Here is a 15504-nt window from a genome sequence, read left to right on the forward strand (position 1 = left end):
GGGGGCGTAATCACGCCCATCGAGGGATGGTACGTGGCGCTGCGCGGGCCACAGTGCACTCCGGGGTAACGATCCTGACTTGTTACCAACCCGCGATGGCGCGAAGGGGGCTGACGCCTCGGCCGCCGGTTAGAGGTGCGACTCTCCGACGCGGGTCCACTCCCCCGCGGCAACGAGGGTGAGCAGGGACATCCCGGCTCGCACTGCCCCTTCGTCGATGATCAGATCTCCCTGGTGGAGGTCGTAGGTCGGCCCCCCGGGAGTGCGGGTCCCGAGGCGGGCCATCGCCCCGTGTGCCTCGTGGAGCATCCAGGCGAAGTCCTCGCCGCCGAGCGATTGGGCCGTCGAGACCGGAGCCAGGCCGGCGGCCATCGTCGCGCGGCCGAGGGCGGCCACCGCGGAAGGGTGGTTGACGACGGGCGGCACCCCGCGGACATAGTCCACGCGAGCACGGACGCCGTAGGGGGCCACGACATGCTCGACGACATCGATCAGCAGTGGCTCGATTTCCTCCCAGATCGTCGCGTCGAGGACCCGCAGGGTGCCATTAGCGGTGCCGGTGGCGGGGATGACATTGGCGGCGTTCCCGGCGTGAATCTCGCCCCAGACGAGGGCCAGGCCGCTGCGCGGGTCGACCCGCCGAGAGAGCGCTGCGGGGACCTCGGTCATAACCTTCGCGAGCGCGAAGGCGAGATCCTCGGTGAGGTGCGGCCTGGAGGTGTGTCCGCCGCGACCGCCGAGGGTGACCTTGACCCGGTCCGCGGCGGCGGTGAGCGGCCCCTCCTTCAAGCCAATCTGGCCGACGTCGAGCGAGGGATCGCAGTGAACCGCGTAGGCCGTATCGACCCCGTCCATGATCCCGGCCTCGACGTAGGCCTCCGCGCCGCCCGGCATCGCCTCTTCGGCCGGCTGGAAGATCAGTCGGACGCCCACCTGACGCTCGGCGAGTTCGTCCGCGACCTCGGCGAGCGCGAGTCCGGCGCCCAAGAGCACCGAGGTGTGGACGTCGTGGCCGCACGCGTGGCAGGCGCCATCGGTTGTCGAGGACCAGTCGAGCCCGGTCCGCTCGCGGATGGGCAGGGCGTCCATGTCGCCGCGCAGAGCCACCCGACGGGCGGGCTCCTCGGCGCCAAGATCGGCGATGAGTCCGGTCTCGGTCACCGACCTGACCCGCACGCCAGCGGCGGTCAGGCGCTCACGGACCTTCTCGGTCGTGCGGAACTCCTGGAAGGACAATTCCGGGTGGGCGTGGAGGTCCCGACGGAAGTCGATGATTTCGGGCAGGAGGGCGTCGACGGCACGCAGAAGCGTCGGGGCGAGTGGTGCGGTCATCAACCGATCACTCTACTCACGGCCCGGCCCCCTTCTCCCGGCGGTCCGAAACCCCACGACGGGAGATTTAGGTCAGATCCTCGCGGCCAGCGGCCTTCAGCGCCTCGACAATTTGCTTGACGTCTTGGGCGCGTTCGCGGCTCGCGACGAGGAGCGCGTCATCGGTTTCGACCACGACGACATCATCGAGCCCGACGAGGGCCACGAGGCGCCCCGAGTTCGTCACGACCAGGCCGGCGGAGTCGATGGTCTGAACCTGCTCTGGGTCGCCGACGACGGTGACTGGACCATCTCCCTTCGGCAGCAATTCGGTGAGCGACTTGAAGTCGCCGATGTCATCCCAGCCGAAGGCGCCCGGCACGACCGCCACGCGCCCGATATCGGCGGCGGGCTCGGCCACGGCGTGATCGATCGCGATCTTGGTCAGCGTCGGCCAGAGTTCGCCGAGGCGAGCCGGATCGGCGGCGATCGCTCGCAGGCCAGCGGTGAGCATCGGATGCCATTGGGCGAGCAGATCCAGCAGGACCGTCGCGCGCACGACGAACATCCCTGCGTTCCACCGGAATTCGCCCGTCGCGAGATAGGACGCGGCGCGCTCGGCGTCGGGTTTCTCGACGAACTGGCGGACCCGCGCGGCGCTTTGGTGACCCGGCAGCCGCGCGCCTTCCTGGATGTACCCGAAGCCGGTCGCCGGGAAGGTGGGCTCGATCCCGATCGTGACGAGGTAGCCCTCGCGGGCGACATCGACCGCCTCGTGGACCGCCGCGGCGAAGGCCTCCGGGCCGGTGATCACGTGGTCGGCGGCGAAGGAGCCGAGCACGGCGTCGGGATCGTCTCGCCCGAGCAGGGCCGCGGCCAGGCCGATCGCGGCCATCGAGTCGCGGGGCGAGGGTTCGGCGACGATCTGCTCGCGGGGTACGTCCGGAAGCTGCTCGGCAACGGCCTCGGCGTGGGCGGCCCCGGTCACGACCATCACCCGCTCCCCCGCGAGCGGGCGCAGCCGCTCGACGGTCGCCTGGATCAAGGTGGCCCCACTTCCGGTCAGGTCGTGCAGGAACTTCGGGGAGCCCGCTCGTGACACAGGCCAGAGGCGGGTGCCAGCACCCCCGGCCGGGACGACTGCCCAGAAGTTATCGATCGGACCCAGGCCGGTGACGCGCTCGCTCATGGCCCGCAACCTACCGGCCCTGCGCCCGCTTCCTGGCCATCGCCAGCCCATCGAGAGGGGATCTCTCCCCATGGACCGGGGATCGGCCCCGTGTGAGGATCGGTCCTTAAGACCGACCGAGCAGGCCGAAGGGGATCATGTGAAACGGATGTGGGCGCTCGCGGCGATCGCTGCGCTGTCCCTCGCTACCGGGTGTTCGCCGAGCGCACCGACTGGACCTGCGGGCAGCCCGTCCACTTCGCAGGATCGCAAGCCGTATCTCATCGCGATGACGGCAACTCTTACCTCTTCCTACAGGAACGAACAGGCCCAAGGCGAGATGGCCCAGGCCGCAGCGAAGGCCGCGATCGGCGATGTGAACCGTCAGGGCGGGATCGCCGGTCGCACCGCCGAACTTGTGGTCCTCCACAACCATGGCGTCGCCTCCGAGTCGGAAAAGCCCCTTCAAGAGCTGATCGACAAGGGCGGGGTCGATGCCCACCTCACCGTGGGCGATGTGGTGCCAGCGATCACCCTTCCGGTCGCACGAGACGCGAAGATCCTGTCCTTTAATGGCCAAACGGCCGGGGACACCGCCGATCCAGCGAAGTACCCGCTGAACTTCGACATGCTTCCTGAGCGAACCCGGATCGGCGACGGGCTTGAAGAGGACCTGAAGCTGCGAGGCGCCAAGCGGATCGGGCTGCTCACCGAGAGTCTCTCCGGGGCCACATCCGTGCAGGACGACATCGCCGCCGCGCTGAAGGGGAGCCCCTTCACGCTCGTCGGCACGGAGCAGTTCGACGGTCCCACCGGGCCGCGTGGCGCGCTCCGCTCGCTGAAGGCGAAGAAGGTCGACACCGTGCTCTACTGGGATGAAGGTCACCGCCTTGACGCAGTCCTTGAAGCCAAGGAAGACCTCGGCTGGGCTGGCCCGGTCGATGTGTTGAATGACGACGTCATGCGGGTCCGCCGCGTGGATCAACGCAACAGCGGAGTCAGCGTCCTCGTCTACCGCAGTGCCCGGAACTATGACAACCCACCTGAGGTCAAACGTGCGGTCACGCTCATGAAGGGCGCGGGCGGACTTCCCGCCGACGCCAGCCTGATGGAGGCCTACCCGTGGGATGCCATCCACCTCATCAAGGCCGCCGCCGATGAGGTGGGGTCAGCAGACGACGCGCAGGCTCTCGCGCGAGCGCTCGAGGACCCGCAGGTCCAAAGCCGCGCGTCCACGATCGTCCTGCCAACCTACGCCTTCACCGCCGATCTCCACCGGCCGACGGTCACCGGTGAGGACTTCGTGCTCGTCCCCCCGAACACCCTGGTCAATGGTCAATACCAGTTCGACCCACACAGCTACCGGGACCTCGTGATGCCGAGTCGTCCACCGGAGTGACACCCCCGAGGCGTCACCTGATGCTCACCCGACGCGCCTGCGCTCGTCACCTTCGCTCTGTCCGGCCTCGCGACGCTTACTTACGTGCGAGTAGCGATTGCGACCGAATCCTTCCTCCCGAGTCTCAACGGCGTCACCACGAGCGTGTGCCGCGTGGCCGAGTGCCTGCGCGAGCAGGGGCATGAGGCCACGATCATCGCGCCCGGCCCCGGGCCCCGGTCTTACGCCGGGCACACCGTGCGGCCCTTGCCCGGATTCCCCGTGCGCGGCTTCCGGGCCGGACTACCGACCCGAGCGATGAACCGGGCCCTGCGGGAGTTCCGCCCGGATGTCGTCCACCTCGCCTCCCCCTTCCTCGTCGGTGCCCATGGCCAACACCACGCGCAGCGCCTCGACATGCCAACCGTGGCGATCTATCAGACCGATATGCCGAGCTACGTGCGCCAGCACGGACCCGGGGCGCTCGGGCGGAGGGCGGAGGACCTCACCTGGCGCTGGGTCCGCCGGATCCACAGCCGGGTCGACCTCACCCTTGCTCCCTCGCAGCCGACCCTCGATGAGTTGCGCTCGCACGATGTGCCGCGCACGGCACTGTGGGGGCGCGGCGTCGACACCGCTCTCTTCCACCCGCGGTGGAAGGACGATCCCGCCACCATCGCTCTGCGCGGTACCCTCGCTCCGCGTGGCGAGGTGCTTCTCGGCTATGTCGGGCGGCTCGCTCCAGAGAAGGAGCTGCACCGGCTCGTCGAGCTCGCTCAGGTCCCCGGCACCCGTCTGGTGCTGGTCGGCGAAGGACCCAGCCGTCGCGAACTCGGCGCCCGTCTCGCCGAGGCGGTGGCCACCAGCGGGCACCGCCCGAATCTGCCACCGGCCTTCCTCGGCCCACGCACCGGCCACGATCTCGCCCGCGCGTACGCCTCCTTCGACATCTTCGTGCACACGGGCACCAAGGAGACCTTCGGGCAAACCCTGCAGGAAGCTGCGGCAGCCGGATTACCGGTCGTCGCGCCAGCGAAGGGGGGTCCGCTGGACCTGGTCCGCCACGGGCAGACGGGCTTCCTCTTCGACCCCGAGGTGCGCGGCGATCTGGCCCGCTGGGTCGAAGAGATCGTCGATGATCCGGCCCGACGCGCTCGGATGGGCGAGGCCGGGGCCGAGATGGTCGCCCCGCGCTCTTGGTCGGCGCTCACCGAGCGCCTCGTCGAGCACTATCGGGCCGTTGCGCTGAGTCGCGCGGCCTAGCCCGCCGCAGCGCCGACGAGCGCGAACCGGCGGCAGGGTCGCCACACGCCATCGTCTCCGTGCTCGTAGAGGTGCACGGCATCGACGACAAACGCGGCCTCGAAGTCGGCGAGGCGGTTAAACGCCGAGTCGAGCGCCTCCTCGCTGACGGCATGGGCGACCGTCACATGGGGGTGATAGTTGAACTCCAGGGGCCGCGGCACGGGACCGGATCGCACGTGCGACTCGAGCCGCTCGCAGGATGGGATGCCCTTGGCGACCTGGACGAAGACGACGGGGCTCGTCGGCCGGAAGGTACCGGTGCCACGCAAGACCATCTCGAAGGGGGCGTGCGCGCTCGCGACCCGCTCCAGGTGCTCCTCGAAGAGCGGACGCAGCGACTCCGAGACGTCGGTCGGAGGCATCAACGTCACGTGGGCCGGGACCGCCGAGGCTAGGGGGTCACCGAAGTCCTCGCGTTGGCGCTGCAGGAAGTCACCCCATGGCTGCGGGATCGACACGGAGACACCGATGGTCGTCATCATGACCTACCCGCGGACAGCCCCAGCAAGCAGACCGACGCGCTCGCGCACGCGAGTCATTGTGATCGAGGCGACCTCCGCGGCGCGCTCGGCCCCTCCGGCGAGGATGCGGTCCAGTTCGGCGGGGTCGTCAAGCAACGCAGCCAACCGCTCTTGGAAGGGGGCGACGGCCTCGACGACGACGTCGGCGACCTCCCCCTTCAGCGCCCCGTACCCCTGCCCGGAGAAGCGGGCCTCGAGCTGGGGGATCGAAGTGCCGGAGAGGACCGAGTGGATGACGAGCAGGTTCGAGACCCCCGCCTTCGTCTCCGGGTCATAGCGGATCTCGCCGTCGGCATCGGTCACGGCCGAGCGGATCTTCTTGGCGATCCGCTTCGGGTCGTCGGAGAGCAGGATCATGCCCTTGTCCGACGACGTCGAGCCCGACATCTTCGCCTCCGGCTCTTGGAGGTCCTGGATCTTCGCCGACGCCTTGACGATGTGCGGCTCGGGCACGACGAGGGTGTCCGCGCCGAAGCGCTGGTTGACGCGCATCGCGAGGTCGCGGGTGATCTCGAGGTGCTGGCGCTGATCCTCGCCCACCGGCACCTTCGCGGCGTCGTAGAGCAGGATGTCGGCGGCCATCAATACGGGGTAGGTGAAGAGGCCAACGTTGGCGTTGTGCCCCTTGGCGGTCTTGTCCTTGAACTGCGTCATCCGGTTCATCTCACCCATGGCCGTCTGGCAGGCGAGAACCCACATGAGCTCGGGATGCTCCGCGACGTGGCTCTGGCAGAAGACCGCCGAGCGCTGCGGGTCGACCCCGGCGGCGACGTATTGCGCGGCGGTGACGCGGGTGCGCCGACGGATCACCTCCGGATCGGTCGGCACGGTGAGCGCATGCAGATCCGCCACGAAGTAATAGGCATCGAAACCGTCTTGCAAACCCACCCAGTTGACCAGCGCCCCGAGGTAGTTGCCGAGGTGAAGGGAGTCGCTGGTCGGCTGCATCCCAGAGAGAATCCGGGGCTGCGCCGTGGTGGGTGCATCTGACATGTGCCCCATCATGACACCTGCCCGCATAGGGTCGGAGCATGGACACCACCGGCGCGACGGAGCGCTACCTGCAGATGACCGGCAGGTCGCCCGAAGGGGTTTGGTCGGCGCCTGGACGGGTGAACCTGATCGGCGAGCACACCGATTACAACGGTGGTCTGGCGCTGCCGATCGCCCTTCCTCAACGCACCGTCGTCGCGGCCGGACGACGCGACGACGGGATGCTGCGCGTCACCTCTGCTGGCTTTCGCCGGGTGGTCAAACTCGCGCTTGACGATGTCGGTCCGGGCACACCGACCGGCTGGACCTCGTACGTGGCGGGGGTCCCGTGGGCGCTGCGCCAGGCGGGGTACGACGTCGGCGGGATGGACCTCGCCATCACCTCGCAGGTCCCTCTCGGTGCGGGACTGTCGAGCTCGGCGGCGCTGGAGTGCGCCGTCGGGGCGGCCCTCGCCGACCTCTACGGTCTTGGGCTGCTCGACGATGACGCCGGGCGGACCACTCTCGCTGCCGCGTGTGTGCGAGCCGAGAACGAAATCGCGGGAGCCTCGACCGGGGGGCTGGACCAGGCGGCCTCGTTACGGTGTCGGGCCGGGCACGCACTGCTGCTCGACTGCCGCGATGGGTCGGCGACACCGGTGCCCTTCGACCTCACCGAGCAGGGCCTCACCCTGCTCGTCACGGATACGCGCGCACCGCACTCCCTCGTCGACGGGCAGTACGCAGCGCGCCGCCGGGTGTGCGAGGAGGCAGCCGTGATCCTGGGAGTCCCGACGCTGCGAGAGATCTCGTTGCCCGACCTCGATGGCGCGCTGTCCCGGCTGCCCGACGATGAGCATCGGCGCCGCGTGCGTCATGTCGTCACCGAGACCGCTCGAGTCGAGGAGGTGGTCGCCGCCTTGGAGCTCGACGACTGGGTCCGGGTGGGTAAGGCCTTCGTCTTAAGTCATGCCTCGCTGCGCGATGACTTCGAGGTCACCAGCGCGGAGCTCGACCTCGCCGTCGACACGGCCCTTGCTCATGGTGCCCTGGGCGCACGGATGACCGGGGGCGGCTTCGGCGGTTCCACCATCGCGCTGGTCCCGGCCGAGCGCGCTGACGACCTGGCCAGCGAGATCGAGCGGGCCTTCGCCGATGCGAGGATGCGCGCGCCGGTCTCCTTCCCGGTCACCGCGAGCGGGCCGGCTGCTCGCGACGCGTAGCGCGTCGACGCCACTTCGCCCCTTCGCCCCTTCGCCTGGTCGAGGGATCCCGTCGCCCCCGCGAGCGTGCTCGCGATCGGTCCCACGGGTCGCGGGATCCGCACCTCCCCCGGGACGCGCCGAAGCGGCCCTGCCGCGAGGGGCGGGCTGCGGGGCGGGACCGCTACACATGCCACGTGACGCCGGTAGCGGTGATGGTCGCCGTCAGATCCAGTTGGTGCACGCGCGTGTGATGTCGGCGGCAGAGCGCTGCCGCGTTGGTGAGATCGGTGCGGCCGCCGCGCGACCACCAGGTGACATGGTGCAGGTCGCACCAACTGACGGGCATCGTGCACCCCGGGTAGGTGCAGTGCTGATCTCGCTCCCAGACGGCTATTCGCTGGCCGGCGGTGAAGAGGCGGCTGCGACGACCGAGATCGAGCGCCTCGCCGCTTCGGCCGAGCACCATCGGAAGGATCGCGGCATCGCAGGCCATCCGCCTCACGACGGACGGAGCGAGGACCTGACCGGTCCCGGTCACCCCCGCGCAGTGCGTCGGTCGCACTGACGGTGAAGGGGACGCCCAAGGAAGCCCGGCTTCGGACTCGAGCGCGGTCGCTAGGGCCGCAAGCGGCACCGTCACCACGACCTGGGCCTTATCGGTGGTTGGCGCCTCCCCCGGTGCGGACACCCCGCGCTGAACGACTTGGAGGAGAGCATCGGCGTGGCGTTGGGGCGCGGAGCGGGGGTCCGGGCCGTCGTCGTCCGGGCAGGGCTTCCCCAGAGCAGCAATGACCGCGTCAATGATCGCGGCGCCCTCCGGATCGAGGACCAACTTGTAGGCCGTGAGGCCGATTGGACCGGCGATTTTGTACAGCGCTCGCCCGGCGCGGGCCCGGTTGTCATCGTCTTCGATATCCCGCTCGGGGCGCAGGAGGCGCGCGGCGAGATCTATCGCGGTCCGCAGTTGCTTCTCGCTCAGGCCGCGTACGCGATCTGGGGGCACCTCCCCCGAGCCGACAAGCACATCGTCCTTGGCGCTGCGGAGGATCGCGCCAAGCGTCACGGCCAGCAGACCGGGGTCGGCCACCCTCGCCACCTGCTCGGTGAACCTGGTGATCTGGTCGGCCTTGCACAGCGGCAACTCCCCGGCGCCAAACGCTGCCAACACATCCCCGGTGTCCGCCGGCGGCGGCTCCTCGATCACTACCTCTGCTTCGCCAGCTGCGGGATCGATTTGATTCGCTCGGGACGGCCTCGTCGACGGGCAGCAGGCCGTGACGCCCGGCAATCTGCGCGACCCGGACCACTTGCCCGACATGAGCCGAGGCGGGATGTGGAGCCTCCGCACCCTCAACCCTCGCCAGCCAATCCCGCGGACTGTACCCGCCTTCGCTCGGCAGGCCCCGCTCGAGGGCCTCGCGGACGGCCGCAACTTCGAGGACATCGAGGTGGTGCCGCAACGCCCCCAGGTGAGCCAACAGCGCCTCGAGGTCACCGCTGCCGAGTTGCCACAGGCGCGCAGCCGCGTCGGAACCGAGAGCAGAGCAGGCGCGGATCAGGACGTCCGGGAGTGACCCGGTCCACTGATCCACGGCCATCGTACTCATAGAACTAATGTACGAGTGGCCACCGACAACGCTCCTGCACCGCCCAACGTGGGCCGCGGCCACCAGGGATTCGTGGGATATCACCGTCACCCATGGCGACGGATCCATCGATTCGGACGGCTCAGTCGGTCCGGATCAGGACGCGTGCGGTGACGAGGGCGTCGAGGAAGGGGGCGATATCCGCGGCGATGACGTCGGGGTCCTGATCGGCGGGTCCCGCGAGATGGCGGGCGATCTCGGCCGCGGATGCTTCCCCGAGTTCATTCGCGGCGTCCCAGACCGAAGCGCCCGACCCAGGCACCATGAGGGCCGGCCCATCGGGAAGGGGGGCGAGATAGAGCACCCCCTTCTCCTCCGCGGACGCGACCCGATCCGCGCGCCGGTAGCGGGCCACGCTCGTCACGATCGCCTCCGTCGTCGGGTGTCGCGGAAGAGTTGCCGCGCGCGGGCTACCTGCTCGGCGAGGACCTCCCGCTGAGTCGGTCGCCGGCCGAGGCGCATCGCGAGGTGATCTCGATTGATCAGGGCCGAGCGCACCATGATCCGGGCCGCGGCCAACGAGCTCGGGGCAGCCTGCAACCGAGCGCGCAACTGAGCTGTCCGGGAGCCACCAGCGCGCATGTGCTGCCATAGCGCGTACTCCGGGTGGTCTCGGTAGTCCTCCAAGTGTCCGAGCGCGGCAGCGAAGGCGAGTTGCGCCCCGAACTCGTCTCGCAGCCTCATGACGGACGCGCGGAAGTCCTCGCTGGCGTCGAACCAGGTGAGCCGCAGGTCAGGGGCCTGGTCGGGCTGGGCTGCGCTGCGCGCCGTGTGCAAGATGAGCAACAGCGCCTGCGCGGTGACCGATGGGACTGCACACCGCTGCTCGGCGAGGACCACTTCACCGCGCTCGCGCCAGAGCCGGTCGAAGGCGGCCGAGGAGCGGATCGAGATGCCAGGGAATCGGCGATGGACGTCGACATACCCCCAGTGGTCGTGCCAGAGCGTCGCGGCATGTTCGAAGACCGAGCCCGAGGCGAACGAGGCGCGATGGGCCCAGCCCGCGGCCTTGAGCGCTCGGATGAAGCGATCGACATGCTGCGGGCGGACGATGACATCGGCGTCGGTGCTGCCTCGCGGGGTCGGTTGCAGGCGAGGGTCGATCGCCGGGCCTTTGATGTGGAGGATGTCCACCCCCTTCTGCTCGGCCACCTGCTGGATGGCAGCGTGCGAGAAGAGGACTCGCACCGAGAGGGGGATGTCGACACGGGAGCCCGGCGCGATCGGCGACCCCCCTTCGTCAGTAGGCGCCACGGCCCCCCAAGACGGCCCGGACGGTCCGCGCCAAGATCGCGAGGTCCTGGGTGAAGGTCCAGTTGTCGACGTAGTAGAGGTCCAACCGGACGGTGTCCTCCCACGACAGCTCGGAGCGCCCGGACACCTGCCACAGTCCGGTCATCCCGGGTCGCACTCGAAGACGGCGGTGGGTGTCGTCGTCATACTGAGCGACTTCGTCGGGCAGCGGCGGTCGCGGCCCGACGAGGCTCATCTCACCGCGCAAGACATTGAACAGCTGCGGCATCTCGTCGATCGAGAAACGTCGGATAAAGACGCCTGGCTTGGTGATGCGCGGGTCCCGTTCCATCTTGAAGAGGACATCGTTGCCGTCGCTGCGCTCCCGCAGGTCGTCGAGGAGCTCCTCGGCGTTGGTCACCATGCTGCGGAACTTCAGGCACTGGAAGGGCTCGCCGTCGCGGCCGGTGCGGGTCTGGCGGAAGACGATCGGACCGCGATCAGCGATCTTGATCGCCAGCGCCGTGACGATCAGGACCGGCGAGGCCAACAGCAGGATGAGCGAGGCTCCGACGACGTCGAAGGTGCGCTTCAAGAAGCGGTTCGCCATCTCGCGCTGGGGACGTTCGACGTAGACGAGCGGCAGGCCGGCGACCGGCCGCACGTTGATTCGTTGGCGGGAGACATCGCTTAGGGCCGGGACGACGACCATCTGGACCCGGTGCTCTTCGAGATCCCAGGCGAGTCGGCGGAAGTCGCGGGCATCGGTGAAGGCGCCCTCGGCAAAGATCACGGTATCGACGCCGCCGCCTTCGACGACGCGGACGAGTTCCGCGACCTGCCCATAGACCGGCACCCCACGGTGGGTCTCCTCGAGGCGGTAGCCCTCGGGGACTAGCGACCCGACCACTTCGTGACCCAGCCAGGTCTCGCGACCGAGGATCCGGGCGACTCCGTCGATGTGCGTGGGCGACCCGACGATCAATACCCGGGTGCGGATCCATCCGCGGGTGTGAGCCAGGTGAATTACTCGACGCAGGATGTATCGCCCGAGCAGGAGCGCGGGCGTGCCGATCGCGAAGAGGAGGAGGAAGAACCCGCGGGAAAGGGGGAACTGGGTGAGGAAGCACCCGACCCCGAGCAGGCCGGCCGCCGACCCCGTCGCGACCAGGACGCGCTGGTACTCAACCGTGCCGACTCCGGTGTGCCGCGGAGATTGGGCGCCGCTGAAGAAGAGGGCGGCGAGCCAGAGCGCCATGATCTGCGGGCCGATGAGACGGACGGTGCTCTCGAGTCCGTACGCCACATCGAGGCCGTCGAAGAACGCCAGCCGGCTGCGAAGGAGTGCCGCGAGGAGCGCGGCCAGCCCGATCATCACCGCGTCGGTAACGATGAGGGCGAGGCGGGTCGTAAGAAGGGTCCGGGAGCGGCCAAAAATAAGGCGCCGTCGCTGACGAAGCTGCTCGACCGATGGCCAATGATCGATCAACGCCACGCCGCTCCCTCCTCTGTTTTATCGCGGGAAAATAATTATCGGGCCGCAGTAACTCTCCGCAGCACAACCAGGGAGCAAGGTTACTCCAGGTTCATAACCCACTGCTGCCATTTGCATCAAATGTGAAGCAGACGTGACTGAGATCGCTCTCGCGTCAGCGGCGATGAGCGTGCTGGGCGACGATTTGATACAGCCGCTCATGGAAACGTGCCTCGCTGAAATTCTCCGCATGGCCCCGGATGGCCTCGCGGTCCCAGACACGGTCGGCGACGCGATCGAGCGCCCTGGCGATATCCGCAGCCTTCGGTCGCGCGAAGAAGGCGCCGTTGACCGTCTGATCGATGGTATCGAGATATCCCCCGGCGCGCAGGGCAAGCGTCGGAATCCCGAAGGCGGCGGCCTCTAGCGGCGTCAGGCCAAAGTCCTCGTGGCTGGGCGCGACGAGCAGGCGCGCGTGCATATACGCCCAGCGCATCTGCGCATCGGTCAGATCGCGCACCAGTCGGACGTTGTCGGGGGCGCTCGCTCGAAGCGACTCCCATAGCGGCCCATCGCCAATCACTAACAGCCGGTCGGGACGCCCCCGCAGCGCCGCAATGACCTGGTCGGCGTTCTTATACGGCATCAGGCGGGAGACGACCAGCAGGTAGCCCCCTTCCTCCCAGGCCGCGACCTCGGGGATCGGCTCGAGGGAACCATCGGTCGCCACGGTGTGCGGCGGGGCGAGCACCTCGGCGTCACGGGAGTAGGCACGTCCGATGCGGGCTTGCACCACGTGGGAGTTCGCGAGGTACACATCCGCCGATCGGGCCGCCCGCCGATCCCAGAGCCGCAGCCCGGGCCTCAAGAGGGCGAGGGCCCATCCGATCGGGGTCTGGTGCATCGGGCCTCCGAGGTAGACCTCGCTCTGATAGACCCATCGCGCGGGGGCGTGACAGTAGACGATCGTCGGGGCGTCGGTGCGAGCGCCGTGCGCCCAACCACTGCTCGAGGTCAGCACGACATCGGCATCGGGCTTGAGCCGACCCGCCGCCCAGGCGAGAAGGGGGAGCGCCCGCCGGTGGTCGCGGCGAAGGGGGCCGATTCGGTTGAGCGGTGAGGTGATGATCTGCCGCTGGCGAAACTCCGGGTAGGTCGTCTCGGGGTTGTAGAGCGTCGTGTAGATCGGTGCGTCCGGGAAGGCACGCGACATCGACAAGACGACGCGTTCGGCGCCCCCACGCTGGGTGAGGTAGTCGTGGACGATCGCGACGCGCGGGGCCGTCGCGGGCTCGCTCGGCGCCGGGATGCGGTCCTCAAGACTCGAGGTCATGGCGCACCATCTCCTTGACCATTTCCTGGAAGCTCACGCTCGGTTCCCACCCTAGGACCTCTCGTGCCCTTGTGGCGCGGCCGACGAGTTCGGTGGCATCGGCGGGTCGATAGAAGGCCGGGTCGATCGTCACGTGGGGTTCCCACGCGTCGATGCCGGCCGCGGTGAAGGCGGCTTCGACAAAGTCGCGAACTGATCGGGACTCACCCGTCGCGATCACATAGTCCGCCGCCTCGGGATGGTCGGCGGCGCGGACCATGGCGTCAACATAGTCCGGGGCCCAACCCCAGTCGCGCCGAGCGTCCAGATTGCCCAGTCGCAGCTCGTCCTGGTCTCCCCGAGCGATCGCTGCGGCCGCCATGGTGATCTTGCGGGTGACGAACCGCTCCGGACGTCGGGGGGACTCGTGGTTGTAGAGGATCAGGCTCGAGACGGCAAGGCCCCGCTGGCGATACACCTCTGCGCCAAGGTGAGCGAGGGCCTTGGCCGCGCCATAGGGGTTTAGGGGTCGAAGGGGGGTCTGCTCATCCTGGGGAGCCGAGCTGGGTTCGCCGAAGATCTCGGCGCTGGAGGCCTGGACGAAGGCGATCGGCTCTCCCCCTTCCTCCTGCGCCTGCCACGCGGCCTCCATGAGGGCGAGCGCCCCGAGACCATTGACCCTCGCGACCTCGACGGGGTCGTCCCAGGACTGCGCGACCGACGAGATCGCCGCGAGGTTGTAGAGGTGGGCGGGGGTGAGGTCACGCACCACCGAGGTCATAGCGTCGGTGTCGGTGAGGTCGATCTCGTGGGTAGTGATCTCGGCGGATCGGGTGGTGTCGTCCCCGGGGCGGACGATGCCGTGGACCTCCCACCCGTCGGCGAGAAGGCGATCGGCGAGATAACTGCCGTCTTGGCCGGTGACGCCGGTAATCAGCGCGCGGCGAGACACCGCTCTACTTCCCGGCCAGGGCGCGCTGCTCGGCAAGGTCGGAGTCGACCATCATCTGCACGAGCTCTGCGAAGTCCACGGTCGGCGCCCACCCGAGGCGCTCGCGGGCCTTGGACGCATCGCCGATTAGCAGGTCGACCTCGGCGGGCCGCATAAAACGCGGGTCCTGCACGACGCGCTGCGACCAGTCATCGATCCCGACATGGCGAAAGGCCACGTCGAGGAGGTCCCGGATCGAGTGCGTCTCGCCGGTGGCGATGACATAGTCGTCGGCCTCGTCCTGCTGGAGCATCCGCCACATCGCCTCGACGTAGTCTCCGGCGTAGCCCCAATCGCGCTTCGCGTCGAGATTGCCCATCGCAATGGTCTCTTGTAGGCCGAGAGCGATCCGCGCGACCGCGGTGGTCACCTTGCGGGTCACGAACTCGGGCCCGCGGCGCGGCGATTCGTGGTTGAAGAGGATCCCTGAGCTCGCGTGCATCCCGTAGGACTCGCGGTAGTTGATCGTCATGTAGTGCCCGTAGACCTTCGCTACGCCGTACGGCGAGCGCGGCCAGAGCAGGGTGGACTCGTCCTGCGGGACCTGCTGGACTTTGCCAAACATCTCCGAGCTGGACGCCTGATAGAAACGGGTCTTCGTCGGATCATCACCGCAATACAGGCGGACCGCTTCGAGAGCGTTCAGGACCCCCATTCCGGTGACATCACTGGTGACAAACGCGTTTTCCCAGGAATAGGCGACGAACGAGACGGCCCCGAGGTTATAAAACTCGTCCGGCTGGGCCGCGTTGATCGCTCGCATGAGACTCGACAGATCGGTCAGATCGCCCGTGTGCAAGGTCACACCGGGGACGACGCGTTCGACGAGTTCCCGCTTGGGGTTGTTTTGCCCGCGAATGATGGCGTGGACGTCGTACCCCTTCGAAATCAGCAGTTCGGCGAGATAGAGGCCGTCTTGGCCGGTGATTCCGGTAATAAGCGCGCTTGGCATTGCTGGGGAACTTCCTCTAGGTGGTGTCCGGACAGT

General features: G+C 68.4%; 15 protein-coding genes. 4 read left to right on the plus strand and 11 right to left on the minus strand.

Annotated elements, in window-relative coordinates:
- Positions 1 to 129: 129 nt before the first annotated feature.
- Positions 130 to 1332, minus strand: coding sequence for an amidohydrolase (locus tag AB8K43_RS13775; protein WP_370894780.1), 1203 nt, complete (start codon positions 1330 to 1332; stop codon positions 130 to 132).
- A gap of 67 nt (positions 1333 to 1399) precedes the next feature.
- On the minus strand, positions 1400 to 2500 hold the full coding sequence (locus AB8K43_RS13780) for a mannose-1-phosphate guanylyltransferase (protein WP_370894781.1): 1101 nt from the start codon (positions 2498 to 2500) through the stop codon (positions 1400 to 1402).
- Positions 2501 to 2768: 268 nt separating this feature from the next.
- On the opposite strand from AB8K43_RS13780, the gene AB8K43_RS13785 reads away from it, so the two are divergent.
- Positions 2769 to 3878 (plus strand): ABC transporter substrate-binding protein, encoded by a 1110-nt coding sequence (locus AB8K43_RS13785; protein WP_370894809.1) that lies wholly within the window; start codon positions 2769 to 2771, stop codon positions 3876 to 3878.
- A gap of 84 nt (positions 3879 to 3962) precedes the next feature.
- Positions 3963 to 5120: a glycosyltransferase family 4 protein gene (locus tag AB8K43_RS13790; RefSeq protein ID WP_370894782.1), complete on the plus strand. Its 1158-nt coding sequence runs from the start codon at positions 3963 to 3965 to the stop codon at positions 5118 to 5120.
- On the opposite strand, the gene AB8K43_RS13795 is transcribed toward AB8K43_RS13790, so the two are convergent.
- Both AB8K43_RS13795 and trpS read right to left on the minus strand, forming a co-directional pair.
- Entirely contained in the window at positions 5117 to 5644 is a 528-nt protein-coding gene (locus AB8K43_RS13795) for a 2'-5' RNA ligase family protein (protein ID WP_370894783.1), read from the minus strand. The two genes, AB8K43_RS13790 and AB8K43_RS13795, sit on opposite strands and share 4 nt — an antisense overlap.
- Before the next feature lie 3 nt (positions 5645 to 5647).
- Positions 5648 to 6685, minus strand: a complete 1038-nt coding sequence (gene trpS, locus AB8K43_RS13800; RefSeq protein ID WP_370894810.1) for a tryptophan--tRNA ligase — start codon at positions 6683 to 6685, stop codon at positions 5648 to 5650.
- A gap of 29 nt (positions 6686 to 6714) precedes the next feature.
- Between trpS and galK the strand changes: the two genes are divergently transcribed.
- A complete protein-coding gene (gene galK / locus AB8K43_RS13805) occupies positions 6715 to 7878 on the plus strand; it encodes a galactokinase (RefSeq protein ID WP_370894784.1) in 1164 nt (387 codons plus the stop codon).
- A 163-nt stretch (positions 7879 to 8041) separates the two neighbouring features.
- Here galK and AB8K43_RS13810 read toward each other — a convergent pair whose 3' ends face one another.
- Positions 8042 to 9064, minus strand: coding sequence for a DUF222 domain-containing protein (locus tag AB8K43_RS13810; RefSeq protein WP_370894785.1), 1023 nt, complete (start codon positions 9062 to 9064; stop codon positions 8042 to 8044).
- 70 nt (positions 9065 to 9134) lie between these two features.
- Between AB8K43_RS13810 and AB8K43_RS13815 the strand changes: the two genes are divergently transcribed.
- Positions 9135 to 9434 carry a hypothetical protein gene (locus AB8K43_RS13815; protein ID WP_370894786.1) on the plus strand — a complete coding sequence of 100 codons (300 nt, stop codon included), beginning with the start codon at positions 9135 to 9137 and terminating at the stop codon, positions 9432 to 9434.
- Between the two features lie 154 nt (positions 9435 to 9588).
- Here AB8K43_RS13815 and AB8K43_RS13820 read toward each other — a convergent pair whose 3' ends face one another.
- From AB8K43_RS13820 to AB8K43_RS13845, 6 genes are all read right to left on the minus strand, one after another.
- On the minus strand, positions 9589 to 9870 hold the full coding sequence (locus AB8K43_RS13820) for a PqqD family peptide modification chaperone (protein ID WP_370894787.1): 282 nt from the start codon (positions 9868 to 9870) through the stop codon (positions 9589 to 9591).
- Positions 9867 to 10760: a nucleotidyltransferase family protein gene (locus AB8K43_RS13825; protein ID WP_370894788.1), complete on the minus strand. Its 894-nt coding sequence runs from the start codon at positions 10758 to 10760 to the stop codon at positions 9867 to 9869. Before AB8K43_RS13825 ends, AB8K43_RS13820 begins: the two co-directional genes overlap by 4 nt.
- Complete coding sequence (locus AB8K43_RS13830) at positions 10747 to 12234, minus strand: sugar transferase (RefSeq protein ID WP_370894789.1); 1488 nt, start codon at positions 12232 to 12234, stop codon at positions 10747 to 10749. The genes AB8K43_RS13825 and AB8K43_RS13830 overlap by 14 nt, the downstream gene beginning before the upstream one ends.
- 154 nt (positions 12235 to 12388) lie before the next feature.
- Positions 12389 to 13546, minus strand: coding sequence for a glycosyltransferase (locus tag AB8K43_RS13835; RefSeq protein ID WP_370894790.1), 1158 nt, complete (start codon positions 13544 to 13546; stop codon positions 12389 to 12391).
- Positions 13530 to 14477 (minus strand): GDP-mannose 4,6-dehydratase, encoded by a 948-nt coding sequence (locus AB8K43_RS13840; protein ID WP_370894791.1) that lies wholly within the window; start codon positions 14475 to 14477, stop codon positions 13530 to 13532. Before AB8K43_RS13840 ends, AB8K43_RS13835 begins: the two co-directional genes overlap by 17 nt.
- Positions 14478 to 14481: 4 nt before the next feature.
- Complete coding sequence (locus AB8K43_RS13845) at positions 14482 to 15468, minus strand: GDP-mannose 4,6-dehydratase (RefSeq protein WP_370894792.1); 987 nt, start codon at positions 15466 to 15468, stop codon at positions 14482 to 14484.
- Positions 15469 to 15504 lie beyond the last annotated feature (36 nt).

The organism is Janibacter sp. GXQ6167 (assembly GCF_041365945.1).
In the GTDB taxonomy this organism is placed as follows: Bacteria; Actinomycetota; Actinomycetes; order Actinomycetales; family Dermatophilaceae; genus JBGFSK01.

What these genes read in the sequence shown, in the direction of transcription:
- AB8K43_RS13775 (WP_370894780.1), bottom strand. Translation starts at nt 1,332, where the DNA reads ATGACCGCACCACTCGCCCCGACGCTTCTGCGTGCCGTCGACGCCCTC.
- AB8K43_RS13780 (WP_370894781.1), bottom strand. Translation starts at nt 2,500, where the DNA reads ATGAGCGAGCGCGTCACCGGCCTGGGTCCGATCGATAACTTCTGGGCA.
- AB8K43_RS13785 (WP_370894809.1), top strand. Translation starts at nt 2,769, where the DNA reads ATGACGGCAACTCTTACCTCTTCCTACAGGAACGAACAGGCCCAAGGC.
- AB8K43_RS13795 (WP_370894783.1), bottom strand. Translation starts at nt 5,644, where the DNA reads ATGATGACGACCATCGGTGTCTCCGTGTCGATCCCGCAGCCATGGGGT.
- trpS (WP_370894810.1), bottom strand. Translation starts at nt 6,685, where the DNA reads ATGGGGCACATGTCAGATGCACCCACCACGGCGCAGCCCCGGATTCTC.
- galK (WP_370894784.1), top strand. Translation starts at nt 6,715, where the DNA reads ATGGACACCACCGGCGCGACGGAGCGCTACCTGCAGATGACCGGCAGG.
- AB8K43_RS13835 (WP_370894790.1), bottom strand. Translation starts at nt 13,546, where the DNA reads ATGACCTCGAGTCTTGAGGACCGCATCCCGGCGCCGAGCGAGCCCGCG.
- AB8K43_RS13845 (WP_370894792.1), bottom strand. Translation starts at nt 15,468, where the DNA reads ATGCCAAGCGCGCTTATTACCGGAATCACCGGCCAAGACGGCCTCTAT.